Source organism: Rathayibacter sp. CAU 1779 (assembly GCF_054551755.1).
Window position 1 is genome coordinate 1,286,360 of the sequence record NZ_JBTOLK010000001.1, and the last position, 22,117, is coordinate 1,308,476.

A 22,117-nucleotide genomic window follows, 5' to 3' on the forward strand; every position below is an offset into this window, starting at 1 on the left:
CCACACGGCCAACCGCCGGGGCGGCATCCGCCCTACTGCCGCGGCTTGAGCCGCACCGTCGGCAGCTCGGGCGCGGGAAGCGGGCGACCCGGATAGTCCGCGACGGTGCCGAAGCGACCGGCGGCATCCGCCCCCTCGATGACGTCGTGCTGCCACTGCTCTCGCGAGGCGACGACCTCGTCGTGCGTACGGCCGATGAAGTTCCACCACATCACGATCTGTTCGCCGAGTGGTTCCCCGCCGAGCAGCAGGATGCGCGCCCCGCCCACCGACGACAGCCGCAGTCGGGTGCGTCCGGGCGGCACGTACGCGAGGTGCCGGTGCGGCACGTCGACGCCCGCCACACTCACATCGCCGAGGTCGAGCAGGATGCCGTGCTCGAAGTCGGCCCGCACGTCGAGAACGACGGAGGCGCCGGCATCCAGGTCGAGTTGCGCACCGACGAGCGGCGAGAAGACCGTCGCGTCAGCGGATGCCCCGGCCAGCTCGCCGATGAAGACCCGCAGCACGGCGCCGTCGATGTGGATGGGATCCGGCACGGTGTTCTCGAAGAACGGATCCTGGTCCCGCGACGCGTCGGGAAGCGCGAGCCACAGCTGTGCGCCGTGCAGCACCGTCGTCTCCGGCGTGGAGTCCTCCGAGTGGCTGATCCCGTGCCCTGCCGTCATCAGGTTCAGCTCGCCCGGCCGCACCATCGCGTGCGATCCGACGCTGTCCCTGTGCTCGATCTCGCCCTGGAACAGCCAGCTCACGGTCTGCAGTCCGGTGTGCGGATGCGGCGGAACGCGCATCCCGCCGGTCACCGACACGTCGTCCGGACCGTAGTGGTCGAGGAAGCACCAGCCGCCGATCGTCGACTTCACGCGCTGCGGGAGCGTGCGATGCACGGGCATGGCGCGGGGCCCGCCGAGTGGAACGTCCCTCGGTTCGATGAGGAAGATGCCCTCGGCATCGAGGACGTCGCACTCCGCGACGAGCTCGGCCGGATGCCGCTCCAGGTTGCTCATGCGAGGAGCATACGTCGTCCTCGACCGTGCCCGTTTCTCCCCTCGAGGGTGCCCGTTTCTCTCCTCGAGGGTGCCCGTTTCTCCCCTCGAGGGTGCCCGTTTCTCCCCTCGACCGTGCCCGTTTCTCTCCCCGAGAGTGCCCGATTTTCCACTCCAGAGTGCCCGATTTCGCTCTCCCCCCGAGGGTGCCCGCTTCTTCATCTGAGGGTGCCCGTTTCTCGGGCCGCGGGCGCGAACGATCCCGCACGCAATTGGTCGCCGTTCGATCCCGTCCCGCACTCCGTGCTGGCCCTACGATTGAGGCATGCCGCACCGCTTCGTCCGTCTTGCCGTCGCATCCGTCGTTGCGGGTCTCACCGTGATCGCCCTCGCCGGATGCTCGCAGAACTCGACGAAGCCGATCACCGACTACCACGGCGAGCCGAAGGGCGTCGAGGCACCGGCCAGCAGCGCAGGCGGCGCACCGTTCTCGGTGTGGCTCAAGGACGGCGACCAGTTCACCGTCACGCTCTACGGCAGCTCGACCTGCCCGCCCGTTGCGACGCGCTTCAACCTCACCGGGCACAACACGATGAAGCTCACCGTCTCCACCGGCAGCGACAAGAAAAAGGTGTGCACGATGGACTACGTGCCGCACACCACGGTCTTCGCCACGCCCAACACCATCGATCGCAACACCGACGTCTCGATCACCGGCCAGGGCATGACCTGGACGCTTGCGGGCATCCCCGCGAAGTAGCCAACCCTTCGGCCTGTCTCCAGGTCTTGTGTTTTCCTGTCCGGCCGGTCCGGCACGCTCCGTACCGCTGCACATTCTCCGTTCCGCTGTCCCTTCGTGCCGCCGTGGCGCTCGACGAGCGACACGAAGGGACAGCGGAACGGTGCGAGGGGATTTGTCGCGCGGCGTCTGCCGGGCGTCGCAGGACGGAGGGAGTATGCGCGCGCTGACGCGCGCCGGCGCACGTTAACGCCGACGGCGAACAGCCGCCACGGGGGCCGAGCCGCTGGCTACCCTCGAAGTATCGGAGCCGACGTGCAGGCATCCGGATGCTCGTGAGCAGTGACCGCAGGCATCCAGCCTGCATCCCGCCAGCGGCCCCGCGAGGAGTGACCACATGTTTGAGAGATTCACCGACCGAGCTCGCCGAGTCGTCGTCCTGGCCCAAGAAGAGGCCAAGATGCTCAACCACAACTACATCGGGACCGAGCACATCCTGCTCGGCCTGATCCACGAGGGTGAAGGCGTCGCGGCGAAGGCCCTGGAGTCGCTGGGGATCTCCCTCGATGCCGTCCGCGAGCAGGTGCAGGACATCATCGGTCAGGGCCAGCAGCAGCCGACCGGGCACATCCCGTTCACCCCGCGCGCCAAGAAGGTGCTCGAGCTGTCGCTGCGCGAGGCGCTGCAGCTCGGCCACAACTACATCGGGACCGAGCACATCCTGCTCGGCCTGATCCGCGAGGGCGAGGGCGTCGCAGCCCAGGTTCTCGTGAAGCTCGGCGCCGACCTCAACCGCGTGCGCCAGCAGGTCATTCAGCTGCTCTCCGGATACCAGGGCAAGGAGCAGGTGCAGGTCGGGGCGAACGAGCAGCAGAGTGCTCAGGGCGGCAGCCAGATCCTCGACCAGTTCGGACGCAACCTCACGCAGGCTGCGCGCGAGAACAAACTCGACCCCGTGATCGGGCGCGAGAAAGAGATCGAGCGCGTCATGCAGATCCTTTCGCGCCGGTCCAAGAACAACCCGGTGCTGATCGGTGAGCCCGGCGTGGGCAAGACCGCCGTCGTGGAGGGGCTTGCCCAGGCGATCGTGCGCGGTGACGTGCCGGAGACGCTGAAGGACAAGCAGCTCTACACGCTCGACCTCGGATCGTTGATCGCCGGATCCCGCTACCGCGGCGACTTCGAGGAGCGCCTCAAGAAGGTGACCAAGGAGATCCGCACGCGCGGCGACATCATCACGTTCATCGACGAGATCCACACCCTGGTGGGTGCGGGTGCCGCAGAGGGCGCGATCGACGCGGCGAGCATCCTGAAGCCGCTTCTCGCCCGAGGCGAGCTGCAGACCATCGGTGCGACGACGCTCGACGAGTACCGCAAGCACTTCGAGAAGGATGCCGCGCTCGAGCGCCGCTTCCAGCCCATCCAGGTGGCTGAGCCGTCGCTGCCCCACGCGATCAACATCCTGAAGGGGCTGCGCGACCGTTACGAGGCGCACCACAAGGTGTCGATCACGGATGGCGCCATCGTCGCGGCCGCGAACCTCTCCGACCGCTACATCAGCGACCGTTTCCTGCCCGACAAGGCGATCGACCTGATCGACGAGGCCGGCGCACGCCTGCGCCTGTCGATCCTGTCCGCCCCGCCGGAGCTGCGCGAGTTCGACGACAAGATCGCCAAGGTGCGCGAGCGCAAGGAAGCCGCGATCGAGGAGCAGGACTTCGAGAAGGCCGCGAGCCTGCGCGACGAGGAGAAGAACCTCCTCGGCGAGCGTCTCCGTCTTGAGAAGCAGTGGCGTTCCGGTGACGTGAAGACCACGGCCGAGGTGGATGAGGGACTCATCGCCGAAGTTCTGGCACAGGCGACGGGCATCCCGGTGTTCAAGCTCACCGAGGAGGAGTCCAGCAGGCTCGTCTTCATGGAGAAGGCACTGCACCAGCGGGTCATCGGTCAGGAGGAGGCCATCTCGGCGCTCTCCCGCACCATCCGCCGTCAGCGTGCGGGCCTGAAGGACCCGCACCGCCCATCCGGCTCGTTCATCTTCGCCGGCCCGACCGGTGTCGGTAAGACGGAGCTGGCCAAGGCTCTCGCCGAGTTCCTGTTCGACGACGAGTCGGCCATGATCTCGCTCGACATGTCCGAGTACGGCGAGAAGCACACGGTCTCGCGACTGTTCGGTGCCCCTCCCGGGTTCGTCGGCTTCGAAGAGGGCGGCCAGCTCACCGAGAAGGTGCGCCGCAAGCCGTTCAGCGTCGTGCTGTTCGACGAGATCGAGAAGGCGCACCCCGACATCTTCAACTCGCTGCTCCAGATTCTGGAGGAGGGACGTCTGACGGATGGCCAGGGCCGCGTCGTCGACTTCAAGAACACGGTCATCATCATGACGACCAACCTCGGAACGGCCGCCATCTCCGGCGGACCCGTCGGCTTCCAGGCCGAGGGCGACGCAGGCAGCCAGTCCGGCTACGACCGCATGAGCGGCAAGGTGAAGGAGGAGCTGAAGAAGAACTTCAAGCCCGAGTTCCTGAACCGCGTCGACGAGATCATCGTGTTCCCGCAGCTCGACAAGAACGAGCTGCTGCAGATCGTGGATCTCTTCGTCAAGCGCCTTGGCGAGCGGATGCTCGACCGCGACATGACGATCGAGCTCACGCAGGCCGCGAAAGAGAAGCTCATCGAGGTCGGATTCGACCCGGCACTCGGTGCTCGTCCGTTGCGCCGCGCGGTGCAGCACGAGGTGGAGGATCGCCTCAGCGAGAAGATCCTGCACGGCGAGCTCAACGCGGGCGACCACGTGACGGTCGACTTCCAGAACAACGAGTTCGTGTTCACGACCGCGGCCCGCAAGGATCCGGTCGGCGCGATCTCCGCGGGAACCGTCGGAACCGGGTCGGCCACGCCGGACCTCGCCGCAGGCATGTAGCATCCACCGTTCTCACGGCATGAAGGGGTCGGACCATGGGGTCCGGCCCCTTCGTCGTCCTCCGCAGGCAGAGCTCAACCGGCGGCTGGTTCCGACAAGCTCGATCAGCGGTACGCCGTCCGTAGACTGAATCGCGTGGCAGACCTCCTCACCGAGCCGATCTCGACGACCGAACTTCGCGGATTCCGCGTGCGACGCGCGCGGACCAGTGACGTTCCTGGCATCCAGCGTCTCGTGCAGCCGCTGGTCGACAGCCGCATCCTGCTCGGCAAGGAGCGGGTCACTCTCTACGAGGCGCTGCAGGAGTTCCGCGTGGCGGAGGATCTCGAGGGCGAGCTCATCGGATGCGGCGCGGTCCACGTGCTGTGGGAAGACCTCGGTGAGGTGCGAACGCTCGCCGTCGCCGACACGTGGCGAGGTCGCGGGGTGGGCCACGCCATGCTGGAACGGCTCGAGTACGACGCCGTCGGGCTCGGTTTGAGTCGCCTGTTCTGCCTCACGTTCGAGGTCAGGTTCTTCTCTCGTCACGGGTTCGAAGACATGGGGCACGAGACGGTGGATCCCGAGGTCTACAACGAACTGCTCCGCAGCCGCGACGAAGGTGTGGCCGAGTTCCTGGATCTCGCCAGGGTGAAGCCGAACACGCTCGGCAACACCCGCATGATCAAGCACCTGTAGGAACGATTGCGATCCGTTCGGCGCGGCCCGCTACCATGACGCCAGCCCGGAATTGCCGCACGCGCCCGGCGAGTTGCCACAGCTGCCGCAGGGGTGCCGCTTAATCTGTTGGCATGTCGAGCCTGAAGCATCCGATCGGCCCGCAGTCGAGCAGGGTGTACTGGCGTCGTCGGCTCGTGGTGGGGTTGGCGTTGCTGGCGATCATCGTCGTGATCCTCCTCATCGTCTTCGCGCCGCGTGGCAAATCGGATGCCTCGGCCACAGCCCCCACCAACACCTCGACCTCGACCCCCAAGGCCACGACCGACCCGACAACGGTGCCGACCACGGCGGCGACGACGGCGGGCAAGACGTGTGCGGCATCCGCGATCGATGTGGAGTCGGCGACGGATTCGAACACGTACAGCGCCGGCGTCCAGCCTCAGTTGTCGTTCTCGATCACGAACAGGGGCTCGAAGGCGTGCGCCTTCGATGTCGGCACCGCCAAGCAGACCTTCACGATCACGAGCGGCACCGAGGTGTATTGGAAGTCGACCGACTGCCAGACGGATCCGAAGAGCACCGTCGTGCTCCTGGAGCCGGGCAAGACGCTCACCTCGACGCCGATCGCCTGGGACCGCACCCGTTCGGCGCCATCGACCTGCGGTGACAAGCAGCGCGAGGCCGTGCCCGCCGCCGGAGCGTCGTATCACCTGAAGGTTCAGGTCAACGGCGTCACGTCGAAGACGACGAAGCAGTTCCTGCTGTACTGAGCGCGTTCGCTGATCAGAACGCCGCGTCCAACTCCCGTTCGCGCTCGGTGAGACCGGTTGCGAAGGCCAGCCGGAGCGCGGCGGCCACGCCGCCGGCTTCAGCGTCGATCCGTTCTCGAAAGCCCATGCGCGCGCCCTCTGCGGCGCGCTGACGGGAAGCGGTGACCGCACGCACCTCGCCGGCGAGGCTGATCTCACCGAAAGCGACGGTGTCGTGCCCGATCGCCTTGTCACGCACGGCGGATGCGACGGCGATCGCGATGGCGAGATCCGCGGCGGGCTCGGTGAGGCGCACGCCGCCAACGGTGGAGACGTACACGTCCTTGTCGGACACCCGGATGTTCGCCCGCTTCTCGAGCACCGCGAGCAGCATCGCGAGGCGGGCCGCATCCACTCCGCTGGTCACTCGTCGTGGGTTGGGCGCGGAGCTGTCGATCACCAGCGCCTGGACCTCGACAGGGATGGCGCGCTTACCCTCCATCGCCACGGTGACGCACGTGCCGGACACCGGGGTGGATGATCGGCTGAGGAACAGCCCGCTCGGATCCGGGACCTCCACGATCCCGTCGCCGGACATCTCGAAGCATCCGACCTCGTCGGTCGGCCCGAACCGGTTCTTCAGAGCCCGAACGAAGCGAAGTGCGGTCTGTCGGTCGCCCTCGAACTGGCAGACGACGTCGACGAGGTGCTCGAGCACGCGGGGTCCGGCGACCTGTCCGTCCTTGGTGACATGGCCGACGAGCAGGACAGGAAGGTTGCGCTCCTTCGCCACGCGGATGAGCGTGGTCGCCACCTCGCGCACCTGGCTCGGGCCGCCGGCCATGCCGTCGAGGCCCGCACTGGCGATGGTCTGTACGGAGTCGACGATGACGAGTTGTGGATCGACCTTGTCGATCTGTCCGACAACCGTGGCGAGGTCCGTCTCGGCCGCCAGATACAGGTTCGGATGAAGCGCGCCGGTCCGCTCGGCGCGAAGCCGCACCTGGCCCGCGGATTCCTCAGCGGACACGTACAGCACCCGCGACTTCGCGGCTGCGGTTCGCGACGCCACCTCCAGCAGCAGTGTCGATTTTCCGACGCCCGGCTCGCCGGACAGCAGGATGGCCGCACCGGGCACGACGCCGCCCCCGAGCACGCGATCGAACTCACCGATGCCGCTGGGCCAGTGGCAGGCGGCATCCGTCGAGATCTCGGTGATCGGGGTGGCCGCGCGATCGTCCGCGATCCGTGCCGGGGTGAGCCGGGCGGATGTCTGCACCACCTCCGTCATGGTGTCCCACGCCTGGCAGTCACCGCAGCGCCCCACCCACTTGGCTGTCGTCCAGCCGCACACGGTGCAGCGGTATCCGCTCTGCGTTTTCGCCATGAACCCTCCGATGCGCGATTGCGATCACGACTCAGGCTAGGGGTGCCCTCCGACGTGGGCGCATGCCGCGGCGCGAGTTGTGGAGGATGCGCGGCTGGGGAGGGAGAGACATCCGCACGCGCACCGCATCGGCGGGCCCCGGAAACACCCGCCCGGGGCACACGCCCCGATGACCTGCGCCCGGCCGCCGAGCTCAGCGTGCACGCTCAAGCATGAGGGCTCAGGGCTCAGGGCTCAGGCGTCAGGGCTCGGACGGCGCCTCGGCGGCGCGCTCGGCGACGACCTGGTCGACGCGGGCATCCACGAGCGGTGCGAAGGCCGATGCCCACACGCGGTATCCGCGGTCGTTCGGATGGAAGCGGTCCCCGGCGAACATGGTGAGCACGCCGAACAGACCGGGCCGTCGCGTGGTCTCGTGCAGCGGGGCCACGACGAGCCCGCGCGTGGCGGCGAGCCGGCGTACGGTGCGGTTCGCCTCGGCGACGAGACGCTCGTTGTGCGGCAGGTAGAAGCAGGGCAGGTCGGCGACGATCGCGTGCGGCGGGAGGGCGTCGAAGACGGTGGCGAGCGAGGTCTCGAAGGCGACGGCATCCCAGGAAGAAATGTCGTTCGCGCCGATGGACACGGTAACGACATCGGGCCGTTGCGCCTTGAGCCGCGGCACTTGGTAGTCGACCGCCTGCGAGACCGTTGCGCCGGACACGGCGAGGTTCACGGTGCGCACGGAGCATCCGGAACGCTGCGCGATGCGCTCCGCGAGGATGCCCACGTACCCGAACTCGGGACGACTGGCGCCGATGCCCTGTGCTGCGCTGTCGCCGAGCGCGACGTAGAGCAGCTCGCCGTCGAGCTTCGCCCTGGCGCGCCACCACGCCGAGTTGACCGGCAGCGTGTCGTTCAGCTCCGCGGCGGCCGACCGCGTGCGACGCACCGCCGATCGTGTGAACGCGATGCTCGTGGCCACGACGGACAGCCCGACGGATGCCGCCACCAGCCAGGTAGCGGCGCCTCGCGACATCCGTCCGCTCTTCGTCACGCGATCACCCTATGTCCGCCGGGTGAAGGGGCGGCGTCGGGCGCGGCTCGAGGGTGTCATGGACGAGCGAATGCATGGTCCGACCATGGCTGAGGGACGCTGACGATGTGCCGTCCGCCGGGTCGCCTCGAATTGGTGCGGGGCCAGGGCGTCGCGTACAGTAGACCGCGGTACCGTGTCCGAGCGGCCGAAGGAGCATGTCTCGAAAACATGTGATGGTGCAAGCCATCCGTGGGTTCAAATCCCACCGGTACCGCCGCAGAGAACCCCCGCGATCCCCGTGTTTACAAGGGATCCGGGGGTTTTCGCTTGCCTCGGAACTGAGGTTTCACGATTGCCGGGATTATCGGCCAGCTCCGGCGCCACCACGGGGGCGCTCCTCCTCCGCCTCGTGATCGGTCCTCCCCGTCGCGCGGCCGGCACGCCGCATGTGGCGCGCCGGAACCAGCGACGTGGACCCAGCGCACATCCTCGCCGACCACGACTGCGGAAAGACGCTCCCAGTGTGCCCGCACGTCAAATATGAGGTGGACTCACATTCTGGCGCCTGCTAGTTTGCGTCCATGGTCGACCGGGCATCGCGTCTCCAGGCTGTCGTTCTCGTTGTCGCGGGTGCGTTGCTGATCGGCGGGTTGGCGGGCTGCACGTCACAGCCCTCCTCGCAGACGACCGCGACTGTGACAGTTGCAGTGACGCCCCCGCCGTCCACCCCAGCATCGGGCTCCGCGCCCGGAGCAGACGGGACTCCCGCTCCGACGTCGCTTGTCCTGGCAACAGCCAACGCGTTCGGAGGCACGACCGAGGGCGTCAGAGGTTTTGGATCGACAGAGCCGTCCATCATCGACAACGGTGGCGATCCGACTGGTGTCGTGACAAGCATCACGTGGATCAATTGGGGCAGCCCGACTGCGATCGGCTACGGAACTTCCTGCTATGTGCCGCCCGGACAGGCCGTCGTCAACTGCACTCCGCAAGCGGCTGAAGTCATCGCCAGCAACGTCGGAGAATGCGACGGCCATTCCGCATACGAGAATGTCGGGTGGTTCTTCCCGGGCGTCGCCGACGAAGACGTGCAGAACGCTGATGGCTCCGATGTTCGAGGCTGCGTCTACTCGGCAGGCGACTAGCCGAGCTGAGCTCGGGAGCGGACGTCCGAGGAACGGAGTGCGGATCTGTGCGCTGCCGCGTCGGAACCCGGCGCGCCGGACCGGCCGAGAGCCCCTTCACATGCTCGATGACGCAGCGTCGTGGGGTCGGTTGTCGGGCACAAGGGACGGTTCGTCCCTGGACGTCGAGATACTCGAGCCGGGGGTGCCGAGATTGGCGGTCAGCACGTCCACGAGATTCGGGACGTTCTCCTCGATCGCGTAGGGGCACCCTCGCCGCCGAGGTCTGTTCTGATCCAGCCAGGCGCCATCCGACGGCGAACCATCGACTTGTTCCTCGACCAGGCCATGCGGCTCACCCCGTTCACCGAAAACCTGCTCTACTCCGCTGCTGCAGGGCGGCTGCCACGGCGACGGCGCGATCGTTTGGGCTGCGCAGGCGGAGCGCGACATCCGGAGTTCGCCAAGTCGGCGTGACCGCTGCTCGTGACGAGGGAGATGATGCACGCTGGATATTCCCGGAGATTCGGGGCATGCGTAACGCACCCCCCATTCGCTGGTAGACACCCCAGGGTTGATCTCCCGTTCACGCCCTTGTCGCCTGCCGGGCGTTTCCGTTCGGCACCCTCGGTGCCATGCACACTCAGGATGACACCGCAACACCCGCCCCCGGTCGTGGCCTCTCGCGGCGCGCTCTGCTTGCCGCCCTGGGCACCGGCACGGGCATCGCGCTCGCCCCGATGGTGTTCGCTGACGCAGCCCACGCCGCGACGCCGAGCAGATCCCAGTCCAAGACGATCAGCGGACACCTGGATGCGGGCGCCCCCGACTTCGTCTACCTTCCCGTCGTCGTTCCGGCCGGCATCACGCAGATCGCCGTCTCGTACAGCTACTCGAAGCCGTCGGCTCCAGCGGGGACACCGGGCAACTCGTGTGACATCGGCATGTTCGATGCGCGCGGCATCGATGTGGGTGGGGCGGGATTCCGCGGGTGGTCAGGTGGTTTCCGCACCGAGTTCGCGATCAGCAGGTCCGAGGCCACGCCCGGATATCTTCCCGGCGACGTGATGCCGGGAACCTGGCACGTCGTCCTCGGTCCGTATCAAGTGGTCCCGCAGGGCATGGACTACGAGGTGCAGGTCACGCTGACCGCTGGCGCTCCCGGCAAGGCGTTCGCTCCCGCCTACCCGGCCACCTCTGCCAAGGGTCGCGGCCGCGCCTGGTACCGCGGCGACTGCCACCTGCACACCGTGTACTCGGACGGACGCAACACCCCGGAGAACGTTGCCGCGGGTGCCAGGGCGCGCGGCCTGGACTTCATGGTGTCCACCGACCACAACACGACGGCCTCGCACGGCGTGTGGGGACCGCTGGCCGGCGATGATCTGCTCGTCATCACCGGTGAGGAGGTCACCACGCGCAATGGACACTGGCTGGCTCTCGGCACGAAGCCCGGCGACTTCATCGACTGGCGGTACCGTTCGCGGGACAACGTCTTCCCCGCGTTCCAAAGACGCGTCGGTGCCGACGGCGGCCTCAACGTCTCCGCGCACATGTACTGCCCGTGGATCGGCGCCGAGTGGAAGTTCGGCTGGGACGGCCTCGATGGCACCGAGGTCTGGACCGGACCGTGGGGATGGGATGACGATGCCGCCGTCTCCACCTGGGCCAACCTTCTCGCGGAATCCGCCCGTACCGGCAAGAAGTGGTTGCCGGCGTTCGGCAACAGCGACGCGCACAATCCGACCGACGTGATCGGCCTGCCCCACAACGTCGTGCTCGCCGACGAGCTGTCTCGTCAGGCGATCCTCGCCGGGCTCAAGGCCGGACGATCCTGGATCGCTGAGTCCGCCGATGTGCAGCTGACGTTCACGGCGACCAGCACGAAGGGGCACGCGGTCGGGATCGGCGACATCCTGCAGGCCGACCGCAGCGACGACGTCACCGTCACCGTTGGCGTCGCGGGTGTTCCGAACGGCACCGTCCGGCTCTTCACGGATGAAGGGCAGATGCTTCAGACGCAACTACCGGCATCCGGTGCGGGAACGGTCACGTGGATCACGCGTCCCGAGATCGCCGCGTTCGTGCGGGCGGAGGTGCGGCATCCGATGGCGGACGGCTCTGCCGGCGGCACGTCGATGGGGCCGTCGCTGAGTTTCGGCTCGATGGCTGCGCTCACGAACCCGATCTGGCTTCGCGGACACTGAGGAACTGTTGAGCCCTGGCCCACCCGAAAGGCCAGGGCTCAACGACGATCCCAACCCCCATCGGGATCGCAGCCGAGCGCGTCTTCCGCCGCCCGGCGCTCTGAAGCGTAACCGCGCACGTGGAGCGGATCGGGACGCAAGGGTGAAGTGCAGGTGAACGCTACACGGATCCACGGCGTGTTGAACCCGAGATCACCGAAGAGCTGCGGGACTCCCTGGCATCCGGCACGACACCGAAGGGTGTGTCACGACGACTCCGAGGCGACGCTACAGCTCCGCCGTCAGCCCGCCGTCGATCACGTAGTCCGCTCCCGTCGTGTTGCCCGCGACGACGTCGCTCGCGAGGAACGCCACGAGCGCGGCGACTTCCTCGGGCTTCGTGAAGCGTCCGGTGACCATCGACGCCTCGGCGCCGGCGACGACCTGCGCGCGATCGGCGCCGGCCGCGGCGATCGTGTCGGCGACGCCGTCGTGGCCGAGCCAGAGGTCGGTGGCGACCGGCCCGGGGCTCACGGTGTTGATGCGGATGCCGTCCGCTCCGACTTCCTTCGACAGAGACTTCGAGAAGTTCACGAGCGCCGCCTTCGCTGCGCTGTAGTCGATGACGGCCGGATCCGGCAGCTTCGCGTTCACGGATGCGACGGTCACCACGGCGCCGCGCCTGGCGCTCCGCATCGTCGGGAGCACGGCCCGTGTCATCCGGATGGCGCTCAGCGCGTCGAGCTGGAACGTGCCCATCCACTCGTCGTCGGTGACGGATGCGAATCCTCCCGTGCGCGGCCGCACCCCGCCGACGTTGTTCACCAGGATGCGGAGCGGACCGAGGGCCGACGCCCGTGCGACGAGTTGGTCAGGGACGGCGGGATCCGTGAGGTCCGCAGCGACGGCCTCGACGGCGCCGCCGTCGGCAAGCTCGGCGAGCGCCGGCGTGATGCTGCGCGACGCGGCGACGACCCGAGCGCCCTCGGCGAGGAGGGCACGCGTGACCGCCAGGCCGATGCCTCGACCGGCGCCCGTGACGATGGCGATGGCGCCGTCGAGGCCGAGCTCCATGTCAGAGTCCCTGCGCCGAAAGCCACTCGAGGACGGCGTCTGCGACCTCGCCCCAGCCGTGGTCGATCGTCAGCGAATGGCCCCTGCCTTCGAACTGCTTGAGCTCCGTGACGGCCATCGAGTCGCGATACTGCTTCAATGTCGACTTCGTGACCACATCCGGGACCGTGTGGTCAGCCGTACCGGAGATCAGGAGGAGTGGTCCGCGCGGGTCGCGTTTCGTGTCGACCGCCGCCGCCGAGTGCATGACGAAGTTCGCGGCGGCCGCCTGGAAGAGCGGGCGAGCAGGGGATGGGATGGTCCAGCGCTCGTAGAGCGCATCCGACTCCTCTTCGGTGAGGGCGTTGCCGAACCCGTACCGGAACTGGGGAGCCGTCAGCGACACCGCGCGGTGCAGGTTCGCCGGATTGCCGAGCCCAGGGAATCCGGACCGCAGCTGCGCGAGCGGAAGGGGCAGGACGCCCTTGATCTGCGCCGGATCGATCGCCACCGCGCCCGCTCCGATGCCTTCACCGAGCAGCTTCTCGGCGAGAAGCCCGCCGAACGAGTGCCCGATGAGGATGGTGTCCGGGCTCAGTCCCGACACGACCTCCGCGTAGCGCGCGGCGGCCTCGTCGATGCCGATGTTCGCCACGGCCTCGGGATTCGCCCGCGCCTCGGCAACCGTTGCCGGCTCGTTCGGCCAGCCGGGGGCGACCGGTGCGTATCCGCGGGCTTGGAAGCGTTCGATCCAGGGCTGCCAGCTGGTGGCATGAAGCCACAGTCCGTGGATGAAAACGACGGGACGTGCTTGCTCGGCCATGATCGCGCTCCTCTGATCGTCGCGTCGGCATCGCCGACGTGCTGGGATCGGCCTCGTCCACGATCCTGCGGCCGCCGGTCGATAACTGAGGTTGCATCAGATAGTGGTCGGACGTCAACCGTTGATCGTGTCGATCGTCGAAACAACGGCCGAACACACCGAGACCCGCGGGTGACCCGCGAAACCGGACTCTGGCCCACGCGATGGTGGGTGAGGCGCCGAGCACCCCACCCACCATCCGCGTACGGTCCCGCTTCTACGTGCGCGGCGGGTTCGCGGGCAGCCAGTCCTCGAGACGGGTCTCGAAGAGGGTGGCTCCGTCGAGTGGGACGAGCGTGCGCTCCTCGATCACGGCGCCGTAGTACGGTGCGGTGTCGTCGCGAACGACGGTGCGCGGATCCTTGCGGAAGGCGAGGCCGCGGCGGATGAACTCGTCCAGCCCGAACTGCTCGGGTCCTGCGACCTCGATCTCGCCCATCGGGTCTCCGGCTGCCGCGCGCGCGACGGCGGTGGCGACATCCTCGGCGGCCATGGGCTGGATGAGTGCTCCGGGAAGCCGCACCGTGTCGCCTTCCGTGGAGATGTCGGCGATGCTGCCGAGGAACTCGAAGAACTGCGTCGCGTGCACGAGAGAGTACGGGATTCCCGACTCGCGGATGAGCTTCTCCTGTGCGGTCTTCGCTGCGAAGTACGGGATGTGCTGCGGACGGTTCGTTCCCACGATCGTCAGGGCGACGTGGTGTCGCACTCCGGCTCCGCGCTCCGCGGCGAGCAGGTTGCCCGTTGAGGTCTCGAAGAACTCCAAGACGGCCTTCTCCTCGAACGAGGGGGAGTTCGCGACGTCCACCACGACGTCCGCCCCGGCCAAGGCATCCGACACGCCTTCGTTCGTGATGGTGTTCACGCCCGTGCTGGGAGCAGCCGCGACGGCCTCGTGACCGTGCTCGCGCAGCTTCGCGACCACCTTGGACCCGATGAGACCCGTGCCGCCGACGACGATGATCCTTGCCATTTCCGTACCTCTCTTCACGTTGTGGGGCGCCGATCGACGCCCTGCAGTGTTGACAGGAACGGGGCCGGTGTTGTGACGGCCGTGAGGCTCAGCCGCGATTCCAGTGCGTCAGCTTCGCCTGGTTGAGAACGGCCCACAGCGACTTCACCCTCGCGCCGTGTGCCGACACGGCGACGATTCCGACCACGCGATCGTGCGAGCGGATGACGATCCCCGGCGTGCCATTGACCTCGCCGATCGCAAGCGTGCAGCCCGGCAGCTCGTCGCGTACGGCGATCAGGGCGGATGCCGCGGCCAGCGCCCCTGTCGTCGGCAGCACCTCCGGGATCGTGCCGCCGCCATCGATGGTCAGCGTCGCTCGCGGATGCATCACCTCGATGAGCCCGGCGAGGTCGCCGCTCTCCCACGCAGCGAGCAGTTCCGCGACGGGACTCCGCCGCGGTTTCCACGCGGTCATGCTCAGGCCATCGAGACGTGGCGCAGCTTGTCAGGGCTCATCACCCAGAGCAGGCGGGTGATCCCCTCGGGGGACACCGTCAGCGTGAGAGCGGTCGTGACGATGCCGTCCTCGGACAGCGTGACGCCCGGACGTCCGTTGATCTCGACCCAGTCGATGGACTTGCCCGTCCAGAAATGCGAGGAGAAGGCCGCGACGAATTTGGCCACGCGCAGGGCCCCTGCGACCGGGATGCGCGCCGCGAGCTTCGCCCCGTTCCCGTCCGTGAGGCTGACGATGTCGGAGACGAACAGCTGCTCGAGCTCGTCCACGTTCCCCTGTTGCGCGGCGGCGAGGAACGCGGTGAGCAGCCGTCGCTGATCGGCCGAGGCCACCTCGGCCTTCCGTTCGGACTGCAGGTGCTTCTTCGCCCGGCTGACGAGCTGACGGGCCGCTGCTTCCGTGCACTGCAGGATGTCGGCGATCCGCTCGTACGGGTAGTCAAGCGCCTCCCGCAGCACGTACGCGGCGCGTTCGGTCGGCGTCAGCTTCTCGAGAAGAAGGAGAACGGCGTACTCCAGAGCCTCGCCGCGTTCGGCACCGAGAGCCGGGTCGTTCTCCGTGTTCACAGGTTCCGGGAGCCAGGGTCCGATGTACGTCTCTCGACGGGTGTGCGCGGACTGGAGCGAGTTGATGGAGAGACGCGTGGTGATCGTGGTGAGGAACGCGGCCGGCTCCGTGACGTCGTCGCGGTCCGTGGTCTGCCAGCGGATCCAGACCTCCTGCAGGATGTCCTCCGCATCCGCCACGCTGCCCAGCATTCGGTAGGCGATCCCGAACAGCCGTCGCCGCGACCGCTCGAACTCCGCCGCAGCTTCGTCGACCCCGAAGTGCTCCGTCGCATCCATCCGTCGTGCCGCTCTCATCCGTCCCGATCGAGATCCGCTGGGGCGCGTCCGCGCTTCGAACACTGCGCACACCCCCTGGGTCTGTGTATCAGACACCGCTGGTCTGAGCCGGGAGAGCGGATGCGTGAAGCCACTCGTCGAACGTGGTCGGCGCGAGTGCGGCATCCGGTCCGGGGAGAAGGTCCCGCGTGCCCAGCCGCACGTCGCGGTAGGTCCCGAGCACGTCGGGCGCGGCCTCTCGGGGATCCCGACCCACGTGGCGTTCCCTTCGTGCGAGCTCTGCGAAGCTGAACACCTCCGGCCCGGCGAACTCCACGGTTCCCTCCACCGGCAGTCCGCACGCGACGGATGCCAGCGCGGCAGCGACGTCATCCGCGGCCATGGGCTGGATCAGGATGTTCTCCAACGCCACACCGTCGACGTCGATCGCGGAGGCGCTGATGCCGCGCACGAACTCGAAGAACTGCGTCACCTGCACGATCGAGTGCGAGTGACCCGAGTTCTGGATCATGAGCTCCTGTTCCGCTTTCGCGGTGAAGTATCCGCCCAGGTGCCGGGCGAGCCGATCGGACCCGACGACGGACAGCGCCACGTGATGCCTCACGCCGGCCTCGTCGCCGTACGTCAGCAGGTTCTCGGTCGAGGTGGCGAAGAACTCCCTGGCGCCCTCTTCGTCGGAGTACGACGCGTTGGAGACATCGACGACGACCTCCGCGCCCTCCAGGGCCGCCTCGAGCCCGTCACCGGTGAACGAGTTCACCCCGGTCGACCGCGCAGCGGCGACGACCTCGTGACCCTGTTCGCGCAGCAGGCGCACGAGCTTCGCGCCGATCAGTCCCGTGCCGCCGACCACCGTGATCTTCATTGCCCACTCCTTCTTCTCTTGCTGAGAGCCGAGCTCTTCTCTGGCCGACAGCCGGGCTCGGCCGTCCGGCCGAATGCTCCCTCGACAGGTCTGACAGGACGAGTCCTCGATCTGTGACAGCGAAGGTGCAGATCGCCGGATGTCGTTCCCGGCCGTCACAAGCGGCGCGCCTGCGCTGTCTCACCTGATGTCGCCGGCGTCCTCTCGATCCGGCGCACGAATCCATGTTCAGCCCATCGGCAATGGGCCACAACGAATCGAGGAGAGACCATGAACGACCAGAAGCCCACCATCGTCCTGGTGCACGGCGCCTTCGCGGAATCCGCATCCTGGAACGGCGTCATCCGCAGCCTGAGCGAGCACGGCCTGCACGCCGTGGCGATCGGGAACCCGCTGCGCAGCCTGGCGGGCGATGCCGCGTATGTGCGAGATGTCATCGCATCTGTCGGCGGTCCCGTCGTGCTCGTCGGCCACTCCTACGCAGGACTCGTCATCACAGAGGCTGCGGCGCGGAACGAGTCCGTCATCGCGCTCGTCTACGTCAACGCCTTCGTCCCGGAGACCGGTCAGAACGCGTTCGACCTCTCCACCAGCGAGCCGGGCAGCACACTCGGCGACGCGCTCGACGCGCGGCAGCTGTCGACAGGTGGCGTGGAGCTCGTCATCCGGACTGACCTGTACCGCAGCCAGTTCGCCGCGGACGTTCCGGAGGATCAGACCGCGCTCATGGCGGCGACCCAGCGCGCCGTGACCCAGGCTGCCCTGACCGAGCCGCTCCCGACAGCTCGACCGGCATGGAAGGACATCCCCTCGTGGCACGTCTTCGGCGACGAGGATCGCAACATCCCCGTCGCCGTCCACCGCGCAGGCGCTGCACGTGCGTCGTCGCGTGGAACGACGGAGATCGAGGGCGGATCCCACGCGCTGTCGGTGTCGCAACCGGATGCCGTCGCGAGGGTGATCGCGGAAGCAGTGAAGGCATCCGTCGACCGACTGGCGTCCGCGCGCGTCGCGGGATCGGCCACGGTCGCCTGACGACCAGCCACAGGCCGGCGTCGGCCGGCGCGGAGGGACCGCTCACCCGGCGGTCGTGCGGAATCGCCTCATGGCCGCGGTGAGCGATTCTCTGCGCTCACCATCCAGGACAGCTGCTCGAGCCGTTCGATGATGGCGTGCAGAACGTCAGCGCTCGTCGGGTCCTCTGCGTCGACGTCGTCGTGGACACGACGCATCGTGCCGACCGTCGCGTCGATCCGTGCCGTGATCAGGTCGACGACCTCCGCCGTGTCCCGTTCCCCGTTCGGGAACGCCGGCAGCGTCGTCGTGGCAGCGACGGTGTCGGATCGTCCGTCCGGCACGGCGTGAAGCGCGCGCAGGCGCTCGGCGATCGTGTCGCTGAAGCGGCGGACATCCGCCACGATCTCGTCCAGCTGAAGGTGGAGGTCTCGGAAGTTCTTGCCGACCACTGCCCAATGCGCCTGCTTGCCTTGCAGCGACAGCTCGAGAAGGTCGACGAGCACCTCCTGCAGACAGTTCGTCAGTTGCTTGGATGCGCTGAAACCCTTCTCCGCGTTCTCTCTTCTGCTGTTGTGCGGGCCGCCTCCACGGGGAAGCGTCGCCGTGTGTCCTGCAGCACCCGAGTCGCTCATGCTGGTCCTCTCTTCCATGTCGCGTCCATATCGCGGGCGACGATCGCGATGGACCGTCGAGTCAACCGAACCCGATCGAGGAGCGCACCGGTAGCAGTTGCCACCGTGCGAATTCGTGTGGACAATGACCCCGACCAAGAAGGAGGCACGCATGCAGGGATCGTGGCTGTGGATCCCGTTCTCCCTGGTGGCCGTCATCGTCGCGATCGTCCTGCTTGCGTGGGCGGCGCGGCGCAACGCCCGCCGTCATGGCCGAACCCTCGGCGCCGTCGGCACTCCGGTCAGGTACACGGCGCACGCCAGGGAGCGGATGCTCCAGCGCGGCGTCGACCCGCGGCAACTCGAATCCGTTCTGGTGAAGCCCGCTCGCGTGCTGCGTGATCGCGGCGAGGACAGCGTGCGGCTGGAGGGCGACTTCGACGGACGCTTGCTCAAGGTGTGGGTGGCCGAGCCGTGGCCCAGCACCAGCGAAGTGGTGGTCAAGTCCACGGCGTGGACGTATGTCGCCGAGTTCCCGATCGTCCCCGGTGCGGTCGGGCGCGTGAAGGGAAGAGGCGGCCAGACCATCCAGGCGATCTGCCGTGAATCCGGCGCCCAGATCACGGTCGAGCGCAGCGGCGCCGTGCGGATCACGGCGGGGGATCAGGCATCCGTGGAGTCCGCGCGGCGGAGCATCCTCGCTGCCGCGGATCCCGCACGCAAGCTGTCTGCCCGTACTCGGGGTGCACGGTAATCTCGACCTAGCACTCTTGTGTGACGCATTGTGGCCCCCAGCGCGGCCCGGCGGACGGCGAGGCCTTGCCGCTCATCCGGTTCGCGCACCGCATGCGTCGTCGCGATCGGCTGCTCACGCGCTCGGTGCTGATGGCTCTGGGCATTCGATCAACCCACGGATGAGAGACTGTGGGAGCTCATGCAACGACCGATAGGAAGATCATGACCGACAACGGACCCGACCTGAGCGGCGACTGGGACCTCGACCCCGCCCACACGCGCATCGGCTTCTCCGCCAAGCACGCCATGGTGGCGAACGTCCGCGGCGCGTTCAACGAGGTGACGGGAACTTTGCACGCCGACTTCGACGACCCGGAGAAGTCGACGGCCGAGGTCGTGCTCAAGGTGGCGAGTGTCGACACCCGCAACGACCAGCGCGACGAGCACCTGCGCAGCGGGGACTTCTTCGATGTGGAGCAGTGGCCCGACATCGTCTTCCGCAGCACCCGCATCGAAGAGGTGGGTGAGAACGCGCTCGTGGTCTCCGGCGACCTCACGATCCGCGACATCACCAAGCCGCTCACGATCCCGATCGAGTTCACCGGCGTGCAGACGGATGCCTTCGGCGCAGTCCGTGCCGGTTTCGAGGGGACCCGACGCATCGACCGCCGCGAGTTCGGCCTCGAGTGGAACATGGCGCTCGACCAGGGCGGATGGCTGGTCTCCGAGAAGATCACCCTCGAGTTCGAGATCTCCGCGATCAAGCGCACGGCGGACCAGCAGGCCGCCTGAGTCCGTCGCGTCCGGTCGCCGCGTCTCGACGCCTCGCCGTCTCCCGTCGCGTCGCCACGTTGTGCGGGGTCAGCGCGGCGGATGCCGCAGCACGTGGCGTCGACGTCGCTCGGTCGTCGGAGCGTTGGGGTGCCGCCCGGTAGATTTCTGGGGTGAGCGACTCGCATCCGGACATCGACATCCTTTCCGCCCTCTCGGATGACGACGCGCGCGACATCGCCGCGCTCCTCGGCCAGCTTTCGACCACCACGACGTTCGATCCGGACCGTCTCGCCGCGATCGTCGACCACGATGCGACGGAGCTGCTCGTCGTGCGGGTCGAGGGCAGGATCGTCGGCATGGCCACCCTCGTCACGTTCCCGCTTCCGTCCGGTCTCCGCGGGCACGTCGAGGACGTCGTCGTCGACGCATCCCTGCGGGGCAGAGGCATCGCGCGCGCGTTGCTCGAGCGGATGACGCACCTCGCGACCCAGCGCGGCGTCCGCACCCTGGACCTCACCTCGAGGCCGTCGCGGGAGTCGGCGCTGAGGCTGTACGAATCCGTCGGATTCGTGCGCCGCGACACGAACGTGCTGCGCTTCACACCGCCAGCAGGCTGACCGTCGGTTGCGTCGGTTGCGGGGGCGGGACCTGGCGGTCCGCTCCGCATTCCCAGATGACGGACTGTTGCTCTCGATTCCCGTCTGTTACCGGTGACGTGTGGGTCGGGCGGCGGCCTCAATAGTGTGGCGCTACCCGAGGGCGAGCGCTTGTCGCCCCCATCGTGCACGCACCGTCGCGTGGGCGTCCGATCATCCGCATCAGCATGGCCACAGCGACTTCGCCGTGTCGAGTGGAGGCCACACATTCGTGGCGGATACCCCGCGCACCATCGTCGCCGACGCGATCGATGAGGCGGCCGGCACCACCGACACGAAGAGGAAGTCACCATGAAGAAGCTCATTCAACGCACAGCCGTCGTCTCCATCGCCGGTCTCATGGCGATGGGCCTCGCGGCGTGCAGCGGTACGGCGACGGCGTCGTCCACCAGCGGATCCTCGTCGAAGAGCACGGTGTACTTCGGTGTGTCCGCCGCCGAGACCGGTCAGTATGCGCAGTACGGCCAGCAGTTCAAGGAGGCGTTCGACCTCGCCGCCGAGCAGGTGAATGCGAACGGCGGCATCAACGGGCATCCGGTGGCGCTGAAGTACGAGGATTCCCAGTCCGACCCGAAGCAGTCAGTGCCGGTGGCCCAGAAGTTCGTGGGCGACTCGAGCGTCGTGCTCGTGTTCGGCGACTACTCGTCTGCGGCATCGATCCCGGCGTCGCCCATCTACACGGCGGGCAAGCTGCTGCAGTACGGCTTCAACAACTCCAACCCCGACTTCACGGCGAAGGGCACGCAGTACCAGTGGTCGACGTCCATCACGACGAGCGACTCGTACAAGTGGACGGCCGACTACATCAAGAAGCAGGGCGTCAAGTCGGTCGGCGTGACGTACCTGAACACCGCTGACTGGGGCATCCCGGCCTATCAGGCGTTCCAGGCGGAGGCCAAGAAGATCGGCCTGAAGATCACGGATGCCGAGGGCGTTCTCGACACGTCCGACGACTACAAGCCCTCGCTCATCAAGGCGGTGGCAGACAAGCCGCAGGCGTTCGTGCACATCGGATACGGCCCCGACTCCGCGAAGATCGTCACCCAGCTTCGCGCCATCGGCTACGACGGAACCTTCTACGGCGGTCAGGACGAAGAGTCCTTCGACGGCACGTCGGCGGCGGAGGGATCCGTGATCGGAAGCGAGTTCGTCGAGACGAGCTCCGATCCGAATGTGAAGGCGTTCGTGAAGGCGTTCACGAAGAAGTACCCGAACGAGTCGGATGTCACGAGCTTCGAGGCCGGCGCCTACGACGCGCTGAACGTGGCGGTCGCCGCGGCCAAGAAGGGCGGCATCACGCGCGAGGGAATCCTCAAGGGCTTCGGGGAGATCAAGGACGTTCCGAGCGTCGTGTACGGAAAGATCACGTTCGACCCGTCCACGCGTCGCGTCGCCTCTCCTCACCTGACCCCGACCATCCTGAAGGGCGGCAAGTGGGTCGTCTACAACGGCTGATCG

The 22,117-nt window shown here is 67.6% G+C and carries 21 protein-coding genes and 1 tRNA gene; 12 read left to right on the forward strand and 10 right to left on the reverse strand.

The features are described 5' to 3' along the window. Positions 1-32 precede the first annotated feature (32 nt). Positions 33-1,007, reverse strand: coding sequence for a pirin family protein (locus ACX9R5_RS05920; protein WP_459408071.1), 975 nt, complete (start codon positions 1,005-1,007; stop codon positions 33-35). Positions 1,008-1,311: 304 nt separating this feature from the next. On the opposite strand from ACX9R5_RS05920, the gene ACX9R5_RS05925 reads away from it, so the two are divergent. From ACX9R5_RS05925 to ACX9R5_RS05940, 4 genes are all read left to right on the forward strand, one after another. Further along, positions 1,312-1,746 carry a hypothetical protein gene (locus tag ACX9R5_RS05925; RefSeq protein ID WP_459408072.1) on the forward strand — a complete coding sequence of 145 codons (435 nt, stop codon included), beginning with the start codon at positions 1,312-1,314 and terminating at the stop codon, positions 1,744-1,746. Positions 1,747-2,122: 376 nt separating this feature from the next. Further along, on the forward strand, positions 2,123-4,645 hold the full coding sequence (locus tag ACX9R5_RS05930) for an ATP-dependent Clp protease ATP-binding subunit (RefSeq protein ID WP_459408073.1): 2,523 nt from the start codon (positions 2,123-2,125) through the stop codon (positions 4,643-4,645). Positions 4,646-4,780: 135 nt separating this feature from the next. After that, a complete protein-coding gene (locus ACX9R5_RS05935; RefSeq protein WP_459408074.1) occupies positions 4,781-5,323 on the forward strand; it encodes an amino-acid N-acetyltransferase in 543 nt (180 codons plus the stop codon). A 113-nt stretch (positions 5,324-5,436) separates the two neighbouring features. Continuing rightward, positions 5,437-6,075, forward strand: a complete 639-nt coding sequence (locus ACX9R5_RS05940) for a hypothetical protein (protein ID WP_459408075.1) — start codon at positions 5,437-5,439, stop codon at positions 6,073-6,075. 13 nt (positions 6,076-6,088) lie between these two features. Here the strand turns inward: ACX9R5_RS05940 and radA are convergent, their stop codons facing one another. Further along, positions 6,089-7,441 carry a DNA repair protein RadA gene (radA, locus tag ACX9R5_RS05945; RefSeq protein ID WP_459408076.1) on the reverse strand — a complete coding sequence of 451 codons (1,353 nt, stop codon included), beginning with the start codon at positions 7,439-7,441 and terminating at the stop codon, positions 6,089-6,091. Between the two features lie 241 nt (positions 7,442-7,682). Continuing rightward, positions 7,683-8,477, reverse strand: a complete 795-nt coding sequence (locus tag ACX9R5_RS05950) for an SGNH/GDSL hydrolase family protein (RefSeq protein WP_459408077.1) — start codon at positions 8,475-8,477, stop codon at positions 7,683-7,685. 169 nt (positions 8,478-8,646) lie between these two features. Here ACX9R5_RS05950 and ACX9R5_RS05955 point away from each other — a divergent pair. From ACX9R5_RS05955 to ACX9R5_RS05965, 3 genes are all read left to right on the forward strand, one after another. After that, positions 8,647-8,733, forward strand: a tRNA-Ser gene (locus ACX9R5_RS05955). Between the two features lie 613 nt (positions 8,734-9,346). Then, a complete protein-coding gene (locus ACX9R5_RS05960) occupies positions 9,347-9,604 on the forward strand; it encodes a hypothetical protein (RefSeq protein ID WP_459408078.1) in 258 nt (85 codons plus the stop codon). Positions 9,605-10,218: 614 nt separating this feature from the next. Further along, complete coding sequence (locus ACX9R5_RS05965; RefSeq protein ID WP_459408079.1) at positions 10,219-11,790, forward strand: CehA/McbA family metallohydrolase; 1,572 nt, start codon at positions 10,219-10,221, stop codon at positions 11,788-11,790. A gap of 267 nt (positions 11,791-12,057) precedes the next feature. Here the strand turns inward: ACX9R5_RS05965 and ACX9R5_RS05970 are convergent, their stop codons facing one another. From ACX9R5_RS05970 to ACX9R5_RS05995, 6 genes are all read right to left on the reverse strand, one after another. Further along, a complete protein-coding gene (locus ACX9R5_RS05970) occupies positions 12,058-12,843 on the reverse strand; it encodes an SDR family NAD(P)-dependent oxidoreductase (RefSeq protein ID WP_459408080.1) in 786 nt (261 codons plus the stop codon). 1 nt (position 12,844) lies between these two features. Then, positions 12,845-13,645 carry an alpha/beta hydrolase gene (locus ACX9R5_RS05975; protein WP_459408081.1) on the reverse strand — a complete coding sequence of 267 codons (801 nt, stop codon included), beginning with the start codon at positions 13,643-13,645 and terminating at the stop codon, positions 12,845-12,847. A gap of 256 nt (positions 13,646-13,901) precedes the next feature. After that, positions 13,902-14,657: an SDR family oxidoreductase gene (locus ACX9R5_RS05980; protein WP_459408082.1), complete on the reverse strand. Its 756-nt coding sequence runs from the start codon at positions 14,655-14,657 to the stop codon at positions 13,902-13,904. 88 nt (positions 14,658-14,745) lie between these two features. Next, the gene (locus ACX9R5_RS05985) at positions 14,746-15,114 is read right to left on the reverse strand and encodes a sigma-70 family RNA polymerase sigma factor family protein (RefSeq protein ID WP_459408083.1); all 369 of its coding nucleotides are present in this window, start codon (positions 15,112-15,114) and stop codon (positions 14,746-14,748) included. 2 nt (positions 15,115-15,116) lie between these two features. Continuing rightward, positions 15,117-16,001, reverse strand: coding sequence for an RNA polymerase sigma-70 factor (locus ACX9R5_RS05990; protein ID WP_459408084.1), 885 nt, complete (start codon positions 15,999-16,001; stop codon positions 15,117-15,119). 88 nt (positions 16,002-16,089) lie between these two features. Next, entirely contained in the window at positions 16,090-16,866 is a 777-nt protein-coding gene (locus tag ACX9R5_RS05995; protein ID WP_459408085.1) for an SDR family oxidoreductase, read from the reverse strand. Between the two features lie 270 nt (positions 16,867-17,136). Here ACX9R5_RS05995 and ACX9R5_RS06000 point away from each other — a divergent pair, with 270 nt between their 5' ends. Beyond that, positions 17,137-17,901: an alpha/beta fold hydrolase gene (locus ACX9R5_RS06000; protein WP_459408086.1), complete on the forward strand. Its 765-nt coding sequence runs from the start codon at positions 17,137-17,139 to the stop codon at positions 17,899-17,901. Positions 17,902-17,969: 68 nt separating this feature from the next. On the opposite strand, the gene ACX9R5_RS06005 is transcribed toward ACX9R5_RS06000, so the two are convergent. Then, positions 17,970-18,515: a Dps family protein gene (locus tag ACX9R5_RS06005; RefSeq protein WP_459408087.1), complete on the reverse strand. Its 546-nt coding sequence runs from the start codon at positions 18,513-18,515 to the stop codon at positions 17,970-17,972. A 151-nt stretch (positions 18,516-18,666) separates the two neighbouring features. Between ACX9R5_RS06005 and ACX9R5_RS06010 the strand changes: the two genes are divergently transcribed. From ACX9R5_RS06010 to ACX9R5_RS06025, 4 genes are all read left to right on the forward strand, one after another. Continuing rightward, positions 18,667-19,248 (forward strand): KH domain-containing protein, encoded by a 582-nt coding sequence (locus ACX9R5_RS06010; RefSeq protein WP_459408088.1) that lies wholly within the window; start codon positions 18,667-18,669, stop codon positions 19,246-19,248. Positions 19,249-19,451: 203 nt separating this feature from the next. Continuing rightward, a complete protein-coding gene (locus ACX9R5_RS06015) occupies positions 19,452-20,021 on the forward strand; it encodes a YceI family protein (RefSeq protein ID WP_459408089.1) in 570 nt (189 codons plus the stop codon). Between the two features lie 152 nt (positions 20,022-20,173). Continuing rightward, a complete protein-coding gene (locus ACX9R5_RS06020; RefSeq protein ID WP_459408090.1) occupies positions 20,174-20,620 on the forward strand; it encodes a GNAT family N-acetyltransferase in 447 nt (148 codons plus the stop codon). A 330-nt stretch (positions 20,621-20,950) separates the two neighbouring features. Beyond that, positions 20,951-22,114 carry an ABC transporter substrate-binding protein gene (locus ACX9R5_RS06025; RefSeq protein WP_459408091.1) on the forward strand — a complete coding sequence of 388 codons (1,164 nt, stop codon included), beginning with the start codon at positions 20,951-20,953 and terminating at the stop codon, positions 22,112-22,114. Positions 22,115-22,117 lie beyond the last annotated feature (3 nt).

Bases quoted from the DNA above. Each gene is read 5' to 3' on its own strand.
- ACX9R5_RS05920 (WP_459408071.1), bottom strand. From the start codon at position 1,007: ATGAGCAACCTGGAGCGGCATCCGGCCGAGCTCGTCGCGGAGTGCGAC.
- ACX9R5_RS05925 (WP_459408072.1), top strand. From the start codon at position 1,312: ATGCCGCACCGCTTCGTCCGTCTTGCCGTCGCATCCGTCGTTGCGGGT.
- ACX9R5_RS05930 (WP_459408073.1), top strand. From the start codon at position 2,123: ATGTTTGAGAGATTCACCGACCGAGCTCGCCGAGTCGTCGTCCTGGCC.
- ACX9R5_RS05940 (WP_459408075.1), top strand. From the start codon at position 5,437: ATGTCGAGCCTGAAGCATCCGATCGGCCCGCAGTCGAGCAGGGTGTAC.
- radA (WP_459408076.1), bottom strand. From the start codon at position 7,441: ATGGCGAAAACGCAGAGCGGATACCGCTGCACCGTGTGCGGCTGGACG.
- ACX9R5_RS05965 (WP_459408079.1), top strand. From the start codon at position 10,219: ATGCACACTCAGGATGACACCGCAACACCCGCCCCCGGTCGTGGCCTC.
- ACX9R5_RS05970 (WP_459408080.1), bottom strand. From the start codon at position 12,843: ATGGAGCTCGGCCTCGACGGCGCCATCGCCATCGTCACGGGCGCCGGT.
- ACX9R5_RS05975 (WP_459408081.1), bottom strand. From the start codon at position 13,645: ATGGCCGAGCAAGCACGTCCCGTCGTTTTCATCCACGGACTGTGGCTT.
- ACX9R5_RS05980 (WP_459408082.1), bottom strand. From the start codon at position 14,657: ATGGCAAGGATCATCGTCGTCGGCGGCACGGGTCTCATCGGGTCCAAG.
- ACX9R5_RS05985 (WP_459408083.1), bottom strand. From the start codon at position 15,114: ATGACCGCGTGGAAACCGCGGCGGAGTCCCGTCGCGGAACTGCTCGCT.
- ACX9R5_RS05990 (WP_459408084.1), bottom strand. From the start codon at position 16,001: ATGGATGCGACGGAGCACTTCGGGGTCGACGAAGCTGCGGCGGAGTTC.
- ACX9R5_RS05995 (WP_459408085.1), bottom strand. From the start codon at position 16,866: ATGAAGATCACGGTGGTCGGCGGCACGGGACTGATCGGCGCGAAGCTC.
- ACX9R5_RS06000 (WP_459408086.1), top strand. From the start codon at position 17,137: ATGAACGACCAGAAGCCCACCATCGTCCTGGTGCACGGCGCCTTCGCG.
- ACX9R5_RS06005 (WP_459408087.1), bottom strand. From the start codon at position 18,515: ATGAGCGACTCGGGTGCTGCAGGACACACGGCGACGCTTCCCCGTGGA.
- ACX9R5_RS06010 (WP_459408088.1), top strand. From the start codon at position 18,667: ATGCAGGGATCGTGGCTGTGGATCCCGTTCTCCCTGGTGGCCGTCATC.
- ACX9R5_RS06015 (WP_459408089.1), top strand. From the start codon at position 19,452: ATGACCGACAACGGACCCGACCTGAGCGGCGACTGGGACCTCGACCCC.
- ACX9R5_RS06025 (WP_459408091.1), top strand. From the start codon at position 20,951: ATGAAGAAGCTCATTCAACGCACAGCCGTCGTCTCCATCGCCGGTCTC.